General features: G+C 41.5%; 7 protein-coding genes. 6 read left to right on the plus strand and 1 reads right to left on the minus strand.

The window, feature by feature from the left end; translation table 11 throughout:
• The first annotated feature begins 183 nt into the window (after positions 1–183).
• The 3 genes from CTN07_RS11825 (at position 184) to CTN07_RS11835 (ending at position 6,975) form a co-directional block, all read left to right on the plus strand.
• Positions 184–1,515 carry a DUF3943 domain-containing protein gene (locus CTN07_RS11825; RefSeq protein WP_005306357.1) on the plus strand — a complete coding sequence of 444 codons (1,332 nt, stop codon included), beginning with the start codon at positions 184–186 and terminating at the stop codon, positions 1,513–1,515.
• A gap of 119 nt (positions 1,516–1,634) precedes the next feature.
• On the plus strand, positions 1,635–2,762 hold the full coding sequence (mltC, locus tag CTN07_RS11830; RefSeq protein WP_005306354.1) for a membrane-bound lytic murein transglycosylase MltC: 1,128 nt from the start codon (positions 1,635–1,637) through the stop codon (positions 2,760–2,762).
• Between the two features lie 274 nt (positions 2,763–3,036).
• Entirely contained in the window at positions 3,037–6,975 is a 3,939-nt protein-coding gene (locus tag CTN07_RS11835) for an AsmA family protein (protein ID WP_005306351.1), read from the plus strand.
• A gap of 127 nt (positions 6,976–7,102) precedes the next feature.
• Here CTN07_RS11835 and CTN07_RS11840 read toward each other — a convergent pair whose 3' ends face one another.
• Positions 7,103–7,540 carry a bifunctional diaminohydroxyphosphoribosylaminopyrimidine deaminase/5-amino-6-(5-phosphoribosylamino)uracil reductase RibD gene (locus CTN07_RS11840; protein WP_036765895.1) on the minus strand — a complete coding sequence of 146 codons (438 nt, stop codon included), beginning with the start codon at positions 7,538–7,540 and terminating at the stop codon, positions 7,103–7,105.
• A 266-nt stretch (positions 7,541–7,806) separates the two neighbouring features.
• On the opposite strand from CTN07_RS11840, the gene CTN07_RS11845 reads away from it, so the two are divergent.
• From CTN07_RS11845 to CTN07_RS11855, 3 genes are all read left to right on the plus strand, one after another.
• Positions 7,807–9,147 carry a peptidoglycan DD-metalloendopeptidase family protein gene (locus tag CTN07_RS11845; protein ID WP_005306348.1) on the plus strand — a complete coding sequence of 447 codons (1,341 nt, stop codon included), beginning with the start codon at positions 7,807–7,809 and terminating at the stop codon, positions 9,145–9,147.
• Between the two features lie 342 nt (positions 9,148–9,489).
• Positions 9,490–10,548 carry a succinylglutamate desuccinylase/aspartoacylase family protein gene (locus CTN07_RS11850; RefSeq protein WP_005306345.1) on the plus strand — a complete coding sequence of 353 codons (1,059 nt, stop codon included), beginning with the start codon at positions 9,490–9,492 and terminating at the stop codon, positions 10,546–10,548.
• A gap of 130 nt (positions 10,549–10,678) precedes the next feature.
• Positions 10,679–12,004, plus strand: a complete 1,326-nt coding sequence (locus CTN07_RS11855; protein ID WP_005306342.1) for a hemolysin family protein — start codon at positions 10,679–10,681, stop codon at positions 12,002–12,004.
• Positions 12,005–12,027: the final 23 nt, after the last annotated feature.

The raw sequence follows: 12,027 nt of genomic DNA on the forward strand, positions 1-12,027 counted from the left end.
CCATGAGAGAGTTATCCACTCAACAGAGAAGTTGTAACTAAGTATGTCCTGTTTTCTATATTTCCTTACAAAAATTCGATTAATCCAAGCACTTGTCTAACATAGTAATAAGGTAAGCTAACACTTAATAAGCTCAACTTGTTAGTAAACAAAGAATTATTTATCGATATGACAGGAGCCTCAGTGACAAAAAAATATTCAAGTCTCGCACTCTGTATTTGTAGTACCTTAGCGTTTTCTCCCTCATTAAGTTATGCCTCTTCAACTATCAGTAATTCACAGTGGGAGAATAATTCTTCGCTGCCTTATAGCGCTTCAAATCCTTATGAAATCGCCCTATTTTCTGCTCATAACGGTGAAGATAAAGCAAGACTGTGGTCACAAACCCAATCCATTATTGGTTATGGTTTAGGTGTTGCAGGCTTTTTAGCTTTGCTGCCTAGTGACTTTACTAATTGGGATAAAAGTGACGATCGATTACTTGAAAAATGGTATGACAATGTTACTGAAGGCCCAGTTTGGGACCGAGATGTTTGGTATATCAATTATATTGGTCACCCATACTTTGGTGGCGTTTACTATCAAGTCGCTAGAAAATCTGGGTATCGTCAGTGGGATTCCTTTCTTTATTCAGCACTCATGTCGACGGTGTATTGGGAATACGGTGTTGAAGCCTTTGCCGAAGTACCATCAATTCAAGATTTGGTCGTCACCCCTGTTTTAGGTTGGGTTTACGGTGAGTGGGCCTTCCAGCAAGAACGTCACATTAGAGCTTCTGGCGGTAAAGTTCTGGGATCGCAAACTCTAGGTGATACCGCTCTATTTTTGTTAGATCCAGTCGATAGTATTGGCCGAGGTATCAATCAACTAACCGGACGCAACTTGGTCAAAGCAGGCACTGGCTATATCTCATATAATCAGCAACAACATCGCAACGGCAAAACCGATAATCAAATTGCACTTAACGTTAGCTATCAGCTCAATGATCCAAACCAAAGAAGTGATCGCCATTACCGCGAGCGAGGTTATACCCAATTAACTAATGATCCTGTGACCTATGGTATTGTAGGAATTACCGCCGGGGCCAGTTACCTTAATTTAGATCCCAAATGGGGACTACAAAACGATTGGGCACCAACGATGTCATTGGGTCTGTATTTTACTAAGCAGTTTTCATCACGTTTAAACTACACCCGAGCCGATCTCAAAAGTACAACCACTCAACAAACTAATACCTATGAGAGCTACAACCTTGATGTTCAATATTACTTTAACCCTCATGGGCAATTACGGCCTTATGTATCAGCGGGGATTGGTGAAAGCTTAAAAGATCAAGATAGAGATATTAAGAGCTTTCAATATGTTGGTGGTGCAGGTTTACACTATAAATTCCATCCAAACTGGGCTTTCCAACTAGACTGGCGTCATCACTATGGCACTAAATACTCAACCAATGATGATTTATTCACAGGCCAAATAGTTTATCGGTTTGGACAAGGTGAACGGGGGCTATAACAGCGCGGAGGTCACATAAGTAAACTAATCATTTTACTCAGCTTGCTATTTCCTTTTGTTTTCATGAAAATTTGTTCCTTAATTATTGCTTTAATTTCTTGTGCTAGATAAGGAACATCATGAAACACCTTTGGTTTGCTGTCGCCAGCTCAATAGCTTTAACCGCTTGCGCCCCGTCAGATCTCGATGTTTATGGTCCGGCGGAGCCATCAAAACCACCGGTTGTTATTCCTCCGCCTCCACCAACAACCAATACCAATGCACAAGAACAAGCCTTTAAGAAACTGCTCGCTTACTTAAATGAGCAAGTTAAAAAACAATGGGGGGATGATGAATTTTTACAAGCCGGTAAACACCGTTATGTAAAATATCTTGATGGGTATCGAACGCGAGCTCATATCGATTTTGATACAGGTAAAATCTACGTTTCAACTGTGTCTAAATACGCACCTAAAGAGACATTAAAAGAAGCCATTGTTTCAACTTTGCTGATGCCGGCTGATCCTGCTCAAGTTGATCTGTTTAGCGATAAAACCATCCCCCTTAATGGTAAGCCTTTCTTACTGGGTCAGGTAAAAGATCATGATGGTCAAGATATTCAGTGGGAGTGGCGTGCTAACCGTTTTGCCGATTACTTAATTGAGAACAAACTTCAATCAAAACCCTTTAAATACGGCACCGCTTATTATGTCCAAATAGATATGGTAGGCGATCACCTTGAACAACGTGAATATCAATATGCTGATTTAATCAAACGCGCATCAAAGCAGTACGGTATTGATGAAGATTTAATTTATGCCATTGTCAAAACCGAAAGTAGCTTTAACCCTTTTGCTGTAAGTCATGCTGGGGCTTATGGTTTGATGCAGGTGATCCCAAAAACTGCAGGAGCTGATGTCTTTAATTTGGTAAAGAATAAGCCAGGGATCCCAACGAAAGAATATCTGTTTGATCCAGCTAATAATATCGATACAGGTACAGCATACTTCTATATTCTAAAAAACCGTTATTTGAAGAATGTTCAACACCCAACCACCAAACACTACACGATGATCTCGGCTTATAACGGGGGCACAGGTGGCGTATTGGCAACCTTTGATCCTGATCGAGATCGCGCGATGAATCAAATCAACCAACTCAATCCAGATCAAGTCTACTGGGCTCTTACAAATAAGCATCCAAAAGAAGAAGCGCGTCGATATTTACAAAAAGTGCTTCATTTCCAAAAAGAGTTCAATAACCAATAAGTCTTCCCGCTAAAGTCTCCAACTCTTACTGATGCGTTAATGGTAACGTTAGCGCATCACACCCCATCTTTTTTATTACTTAGCCCAAAGTAGATAACCAATATTTCCTCACAGACCTTTACATCGATTTAACTATTCACCGATGTAATATCATTATCAACTATGCCAAAATGCTCTTCTATACCAACTTGGATATAACGAATATAAACTTATTGCTAAACATGGTAGAGTTAGTAATAAAACACCATACAATAATCTGAAGTTTAGCCGACTTATGACAAAAAAAGATTCTGTAGTAGCTCAAGAGCACTCAACGACACCTGAACCATCAGGCAAAAAACCAAAAATGAAAAAAATTGCGAAATGGGTAGGACTCAGCGTATTGACCCCTGTAGCAATTGGTATTGGTGTTCTGAGCTATGGGGTAACGCTGGATCTCACCCCTCATAAACAGAAAATCAGCCAATGGTTAACGAAAAATTTAGCCCGAGAAACCAAAATTGAGGGGGATATTGCTCTAACTCTCTCCTTTTCTCCTGAAATCGATATCAATAAGTTAACGATTGGAAATACCGAAGCGATGAAGTGGCAACCTATGCTCTCTTCGGGCCACGCTTCTGCAAAAGTATCACTGCTACCACTGTTACGAAATACACTAGAGATAGACTACCTCAAGCTCGATAATACACATGTCGAACTCAATCGTGATTATCAAGGTAAGCCTAATTGGGTGTTTAATTCATCACCAAAGGTTACGACTTCAGACGATAAAACCAGTAAGCCTTTAACGCTAAAAATAACAGATACCATTACGGCTAAAGATGTGTCTGTCTCTTATTTAGATCAGCAAACAGGACAATATTTTTCTGCGGCAGTTGAGCAACTGTCACTGACCAAGCCCGATCAATGGTTGTTAAAAGCACAAGGCTTTGTTCAAGGTCAGAGCTATGATTTTTCGCTGACCGGTGATTTAGAATCAATCATTAATCATCAACAGGGTCACTTGGTTGCTGCTGGTGAGTTTATTGGTGCTCGACTTAATATTGATGCTGATATCCAGCCATGGCGAACAGGTGTAACCCATGCCAATATTGATCTCGATTGGCATGATACAGCTCCGATCAAAAGCTTTTTAGATCTGGATATTGGTCCTGCTGCACCATTAAAAATCACAACAAAATTAAGTGCTTCTCATGAAGGTATCGGCTTAACTAAATTAAAAATCGACAGTCCGGTTACCCAAGCATCAGGGCATTTAGTTTTTGCTCTTGCGAAAAAAGGACAACCACTTAACTATATTGATGGCAAACTCGATATTCCGCTTATCGATCTTCGTCCTTGGCTGCAACCAGAACAACCTCAACCCATGATGATGAGTTACGCTGCTGCGCCACCTCAACAATCACCATTGCAACAAGCTCTGGATCAGTGGTTAGTTAAAACCAAAACTCATCTCGCGCTAAAAGTGGGGGAAATTAAAGGCCTCGGTACCCCGGTTCATTCCATTGCTTTAACCGTCGATGGTAAACAAGGAAAGCTAACCGCACCTATGCAGGCAAATATTGCAGATGTTGCTTTTACTGGTAGCGCCAATATTGATGCAACAACGGGATTATCCAAAGTGGCGATTTCGTTAGGAGCAAAAGACTCTCAGTTAGGTGAGATGGCTGGGTGGATATCTGGTATTCCTAACGCAACAGGCCATGTTAATTTGGCCGAGCTGAATGTCGATACTCAAGGGACTAAATTACAAGAGTGGATCGATAACAGTAAGTTAGCACTAACTATTGATAAGGCTCAGTTAGACTGGGGAGCAAAAGCAGATTTTGCAATTAATAGTGCAAAATTGACCGCAGGAATGAACATACCTTTCAGCTCTCATATTTCAGGGCAAATGATGGGAATTCCTGCCAAAATTGAAGCCTCTGCAGGTAGTCTAAGCGATATTATTAACCAAAGAGATTGGCAAACAGATTTTCAATTTATTAGCCCTGCTATTACGCTAAAGGCAAAGGGACAATTAGTTGGTACGCAATGGCAACAAGGAAGCTGGTTTGATCTAGATATAGACAGTAAAGATGCTGGTAAACTCAGTCCATGGCTCGGTACGAAATCAACGATACATGGTCCAATTCAATTAAAAGGCAAGCTCACCTATAAGCAAGATTGGGTCACATTAGAGGCTTCAAATATCAATTTGCTTAGAAGTCAGGGAAACATTGATCTTAAGTGGAAACCCACTGGTGATATGTTTGTGGGCCTAAACAGCCATTTTTCGCGCTTAGATCTCTCCCAACTAAGTCAATTTATCGATGGCGATCGCTTACCTCATGTGGAGCAAACGGTGCCAACACAGGGGGTAAACCTTGATGTGCCAATTTTAGCTCACGGGTTGGTCGTCAAAAATGCAGATGTCAGCGTAAATGTCGATACAATGAAATGGTCTAAACAGCAGCTGCATCAACTCAGTTTTACCGGAAAAATGCGAAATGGCATCATGCCCGCAGCACCTTTTTCAGCCAACTACTTAGGTAGCCAATATCGTGGAAATATCGCGCTGAAAATTAATCAAAATAAAATTGCTTCAACGTTGAATTTGTCGGTCAATAAGCCCAATGTTGGGGCAATCTTAAATCAGTTTAATATTAGTAATGATTTTGACTTCTCTCTTCGCCGAGCTCAGTTACATTTAGCTTTATCGGGCCGTTCCATGATTGAGTTTATGGAGCAAGCGAATATCAATGCGCAACTCATCGGTGGGCATCTTGGTGTAAAACAACAATACACAGGTAAAGCCTTTAATATTGAACTCGATAAAGGGCAATTTATCACCGGGCCTAATACTGAAACGTCACTGTCTCTAGTCGGTCAGGCCGCGCAAGATCCGGTAAATATCACGCTCAATTCGGTTTCACTAAAGCAAGCCAACGATGGCAGAAAAACCATCCCATTATCACTAATCGCAAACATTGGTGATATTAAACTTAATGCCCGTTCTCAAGTAAAAATGCCGCTCGATATGCGAAAACTGAATCTTGCCGTTGAAGCGACCACTCCAAATTTAAACCGTTTTAATAAATTTACGGGGGTTGAGCTACCACCTTATGGACCAATAAAAGTTGCTGGACAGTTGACCTCCGATCCTAACGGCTATCACTTAAATAATATGCTGTTACAAGTAGGTAGTAGCGAACTCACAGGAAAAGGCGATCTGCTGCTAACGCATAAACCACAACGCATTCGACCACGGATCAATTTAGATTTATCGGCTCCGTTTATTCAACTTAATGATTTTAAAGTAAAAGGCTGGCATGCATGGCAACAAGAATCCTCAGCTAGTAAAGCCCCTCAAGCCTCTAAACCCGTTGCTTTGATGAGTCCTGACGGATTGAAAAAGTTTGATGCCACGTTCAGCCTAAATGTTGGCGAGGTACGTTCTGGCAATGACTGGCTGGGCGCCGGAGAATTGGATTGGACACTAAACAATGGCTTACTGACGGTTAATCCTCTTCATATCAAACTGCCTGGCGGTGAAATTGACCTTTCAGGTTCGGTAAAAGCGGTAGGAGATAAATTTGATATCGGTTTGAAAGGTAAGGTCGAAAACTTTGACTATGGCATCTTAGCTCGTCGGATTGACCCAAAAACTACCATGCATGGTTTATTAAGTACTGAATTTAACCTTCATAGTTTGGCAAATACACCAGAATCGCTAATGAATAACGCTTCAGGATTCCTTGGGTTTGCAGTTTGGCCAAAGGCGTTTCAAGCCAACGTAGTAGACTTATGGGCGGTCAGTCTTGCTGATGCGGTACTGCCAAGTTTAACCAAGCACGATCCTTCCGTTATCAACTGTGTCGCTGGTGGCTTTAATATTAATCACGGTACAATGAAGCAGCGAGATCTGTTGCTCGATACAACTCGTATTCAAGTTCACGGCACTTTTGATGCCAATTTCAAGCAACGTGATTTTTCCATGTATTTGAGTCCGAAAGCAAAACGTGCGCAAATATTTGGTTTACAAACACCAGTTGAGGTTACGGGCAATTTTAACGACTTTAATCTGAATATCCCATTGTCGGCAATATTGGAAACTTCAGTACGTTTTACAACAAGCCCTGTTATTGCGCCCCTAAGTTGGCTGTTTGAAAAACCGATCGCGCCAAATGCAAGTAGTGAATGTCAGCGGATTTGGCAAGGATTACCACAATAGCAAGAACACCATAAATAGAATCTGATGGTTCTCTTAACCAAATGCCCAGTGATTATCCGACTCAATATCGGTAAACCAACACTGGGCATTTTGCTATCAGAGATTTAAAACTCAGCGAAAAGACGAGTTACGACTGGCCTAAATACGGAGAAATAAAAGCACTAACCTCATCTTCTCCAACACCAATTCTTACATCAACACCGGCATCAATTAGCACCTTAATTCCTTTTCCATTATTGCGCGGATCTGGGTCAAGAGTGGCAACAACAACTCGCTTGATACCGCGTTCAACTAAAGTATGAGCACAAGAAGGAGTACGACCGACAAATGAGCAGGGCTCCAAAGTGACATAAGCGGTAACATCCGCTAGAGAGTCAGTGTAATTTGCAAGAGCCATCGCTTCGGCATGATGACAACCCGGCTTTTGCGTAAACCCCTCGCTCACTATTTTCCCATCTTTTACCAATACACATCCTACCGGAGGATTTGGTCGACAATCGGGTAAAGCTTGCTTTGATAATGCGAGTGCTTGTTGCATAAATTCAATATCAGCACTTTGACTCATAGTCTCTTTCTCTCTTAATTATTGATGAGATAGTTCATTCATAAGTGTGTACTCACTACGGTGTTTGTATCTATTTTTATTCACTTTTGCCTAGTCACACTCTGCTTTATCTCTATTTTTTCAAATAAACCACACATTCTCTGAAGCTATTCATTTAATGTTCATGATAAATGTGGTTTTATAGCACCTTAACTAATAAAGCGTATATCGTGCGTTTAAAACATCGCTCAATTAATAAATAAAAACGAAGAGTTACTATCCATTTTATGTCTATATTTCAAACCTCGGTATTACAACGACTGAGTAATACCAAATTTCTAAGCATTGCTGGACTCTCATTAGTCACGGTTGCTGTTGTGATTTCACTTAATACTAACACGACACCATCTACTGCGACCAAAAGCATTGAGCTATCCCCAAAAACAGCAGCACCTCAAGTTGTTGTTGACACTTTAAAGCCCGAAACCATTATCAAAACCGTCCCTCTTCCACCGCAATTTGAATACACCATTAAAAAAGGCGATACCTTAAGTGGCGTATTTTCCAAACTAAATGTCTCTCGTGAAGATATGCAAAAGGTGATGGAATCAGATTTAGACAGCTTAAAAATTGATACCTTAAAACCAGGAGATACCCTGCGCTTTTGGTTAGATGAAAATAACCATAAACTGACTAAATTTGAATTACAGCAAACGCCTGCGCAAAAGTTTGATTATGTTCGAACACCAAGTGGCGATTTTGAGTATCAAGAGACTACTCTTCCAGGCCAATGGAAATCGGCGGTTGCTAGTGGCACAATTCATGGCAGTTTTTCAGTGTCGGCACAAAAAGCGGGCTTGGATTACAGTGAAGTCCTCGAAATTACGAACCTATTAAAAGATAAACTTAACTTTGCGCGAGATCTGCGTGCCGGTGATACCTTTGAAGTGGTTCACGAACGCCAATTTATTGATGGAAAACCAACAGGACAACACGAAGTCCGAGCCATTCGTATCCACAATAAAGGCAAGATAATTTCAGCTTATTTACATACCGATGGGAACTACTACGATGAAGACGGTAATAGTTTGCAACGCGCATTCTTACGTTACCCATCAGCAAAACAGTGGCGTATTAGTTCAAACTTCAATCCAAATCGTAAGCATCCAGTAACGGGTCGCCGTCAGCCTCATAACGGAGTGGATTTTGCCGCGCCTCGTGGTACACCGGTTCTAGCAACTGGTGATGGTGTTGTTGTGCTGACAACTAATCACCCTTATGCAGGTCGCTATATCGTGATTCAACACGGTACAAACTACAAAACACGCTACTTGCATAATACTAAGATTTTAGTGAAAAAAGGCCAGCGAGTTCACCGCGGTCAAGAAATTGCGCTATCAGGAAGTACTGGTCGAGTTACCGGTCCACATATCCATTATGAGTTTTTGATTCGAAATAAGCCGGTCAACCCAATGACAGCCAATATACCAATGGCCTCATCAGTACCAGGCAAAGAAAAGAAAGTCTTTGAGCAGATGGTGGCGCAATATAATCAGATGATGAAAGATCCTATGTCTGCTGAGACCATTCAATTGGCTCGTATTAAACCCAAAACTAAAGACAGTTAAACCTGCTGTAATATAATAAAAGCAAAGCTATCAATACGATTTGGTATTTGATAGCTTTGCCTCTTGCTCTGTATTTTTTGCGTATGACCTAATCTTCACATCGTTATCTTACCCGTCAATCGAATCACTCCCGCTAAACATTCCTACTAAATCCAGCACAAAAATCACTTAGAACCTCGGTACCAACCACTTTAGATACAATTAGAAACAAAACATCCCTCATAAGTTAGCAATATGTGATCGTTCCTACTTTTCTATTCACAAAAATCTGCTTATTCTGCTGCCAATTTCCATATCAATCACAGGGATAAGTGGCTTATAACATAAGCACGACAACAACATATGGTAGCAAAACATATATCTTCACCTTTTGAGTTTGCCAATATCAGCATCGCGGCAGGTACCCGAGCCAATTGCGAACTGGAAATTGCTCGACTCTATACACACTCACCGCTTTCGGTCTCCGTCGACATTCTGCATGGCAAACATCCGGGCCCCGTGCTTTTAGTTAATGCAGCAATTCATGGCGATGAACTTAATGGCGTCGAAGTTGTACGCCAAGTTATTGATAAAATCGATCTTAATAAACTACACGGAACAGTCATTGCCGTTCCCGTGGTGAACGTATTCGGTTTTATTCATAAATCTCGTTATCTGCCCGACCGACGCGATCTCAACCGCTGCTTCCCAGGTTCTGAGCGTGGATCTATTGCAGGAAGAATGGCTTACCAATATTTTAGTCAAGTGGTTCGTCGAGCAACTCATGTCGTTGATCTGCATACCGCAGCCATTCATCGCACGAATCTGCCTCAAATTCGCGCCAATCTTGATAATGAAGCGGCACAAGCGATGGCTGTTGCATTTGGCTCTCCTGTTGTAGTGGATGCTTCTTTGCGTGATGGTTCACTACGCGCGGCCGCAGAAGCTTATGATATTCCAGTTATTACTTTTGAAGCGGGTGAAGCTCTGCGTTTTGATCCCCATGCCATCGGGTCTGGCGTACAAGGCACACTTAATGTTATGAAGCATTTAGGTATGTTAAGAAGCAGTCGCAGTAAAAAAGAACATACTCCTATGGTTCCTAAAGCAACGCGTTGGGTTCGAGCCGATTCTGACGGTCTATTACGCTCTCATGTTGCACTGGGCGAAAAAGTGGAAAAGAACCAAATTATCGCTTCAATTAATGACCCATCAGGAGCCAGTGAAATATCCGTTATCGCACCACAAGGGGGAATTGTGATTGGCCAGCAGACACTGCCACTGGTTAATGAAGGCGATGCTATTTTCCATATTGCTTTCTTTGATGAACCTGATAGCTTAGTCGAAGAGCAAGTAGAGTCGTATCTTGATGATGCCATTGAGGTTCTCGACGACGATTTAAAATATGGTATGACGCTATAACTTATCGTCAAACCTCTTTCTGAGCAGCTAAATCATAGGCTGCTCTTCGTTCCTACTCTATGCTTTCACTATACCTAGTGTTTATTTCAGTTTTATCACCCCCTTTATAACTAGGGATCAGGAGCATTTCATGGAAATCGCCATATTAATTGGTTTAATTCTGCTTAATGGTGTCTTTGCTATGGCAGAAATTGCGTTAGTGACCGCGAAACGAAGTCGACTGCAACGTTTAGCAGAAGATGGGAAATCTGGCGCACAAACTGCCATTAATCTTGGTACTAACCCAACTCGTTTTCTTTCCACCATCCAAATCGGTATTACTGCAATTGGCCTATTAAACGGTATTTACGGTGAATCAGCATTAGCCGGCCCTATGGCGCAATGGTTAATTGAACTTGGTATGCATGCCAAAACCGCATCTATAGCATCGACTGCGATTGTGGTATTGGGCATTACCTACCTCTCCATTGTATTAGGTGAACTGGTCCCTAAGCGTTTAGGTCAATACTACCCAGAAGCCATTGCACAAGTTATTGCTAAACCAATATCGTTCTTAGCCAGTGTCTCTAAACCGTTTGTCTGGTTGTTATCACTATCAACAGAAGGCTTTTTGGCTCTTATGGGAAAACGAGGTGGTGATGGACAACAATTAACAGAAGAAGACATTGAAGCGGTGATCGCTGAAGGTTCGGAAAGTGGTGTATTAGAAAAACAAGAACACGACATGGTGAAGAATGTCCTTCACTTTGACCGTCGTAAGATTTCGTCCCTATTAACACCACGCAATGATTTGGTCTATATCGATTTAGAACAGGGTCAAGAGAGTAATTTACAGAAAATCTTAGCCGCTAAATTTACCAGCTTCCCAGTCTGTAAGGGGGGGATTGAGAATATCCAAGGCTTTATTACCGCCAAACAGTACCTACAATTTATCAGTCATCCAGACCATGAGATCACAGACTTTATCTCGGCTCCTGTGTTTGTGCCTGAAAACTGGACAGGACCAAAGCTGCTTGAGTTGTTTAAACAATCAGGCAATTCGATGGTTTTTGTGGTTGATGAATATGGCGATCTACAAGGTATCGTGACGCCAAAAGATATCTTAGAAGCACTTGCTGGTGAATTTAATATTCGTAACCCAGAAGATGTTTGGTCGGTTCAAAATGCAGATAACAGTTGGACTATGGACGGTTTATTGCCCATTGCCGTTCTCAAAGAGTTACTAGAGTTAAAAAGTCTACCAGATGAAGAAGAAAATGGTTATCACACGCTCAGTGGTATGATCATGTGGCAACGCGGTGAATTGCCAAAACCTGGAGATTGCATTTACTGGCAAGGCTGGCGTTTTGAAGTTGTCGCTATTCAAAGTAATCGTGTCGATCGCGTTTTTGTCCGCCATCAAACCACATCCGATACAAAACAAGAGCAATTCATCCAAACCAGCTTAGATAATTAATGTAAAAAGAGCCCGCAAATTTA

Origin of the sequence: Photobacterium damselae, from assembly GCF_003026815.1 — a bacterium.
In the GTDB taxonomy this organism is placed as follows: domain Bacteria; phylum Pseudomonadota; class Gammaproteobacteria; order Enterobacterales; family Vibrionaceae; genus Photobacterium; species Photobacterium damselae.

Bases quoted from the DNA above. Each gene is read 5' to 3' on its own strand.
- mltC (WP_005306354.1), top strand. From the start codon at position 1,635: ATGAAACACCTTTGGTTTGCTGTCGCCAGCTCAATAGCTTTAACCGCT.
- CTN07_RS11835 (WP_005306351.1), top strand. From the start codon at position 3,037: ATGACAAAAAAAGATTCTGTAGTAGCTCAAGAGCACTCAACGACACCT.
- CTN07_RS11840 (WP_036765895.1), bottom strand. From the start codon at position 7,540: ATGAGTCAAAGTGCTGATATTGAATTTATGCAACAAGCACTCGCATTA.
- CTN07_RS11845 (WP_005306348.1), top strand. From the start codon at position 7,807: ATGTCTATATTTCAAACCTCGGTATTACAACGACTGAGTAATACCAAA.
- CTN07_RS11850 (WP_005306345.1), top strand. From the start codon at position 9,490: ATGGTAGCAAAACATATATCTTCACCTTTTGAGTTTGCCAATATCAGC.
- CTN07_RS11855 (WP_005306342.1), top strand. From the start codon at position 10,679: ATGGAAATCGCCATATTAATTGGTTTAATTCTGCTTAATGGTGTCTTT.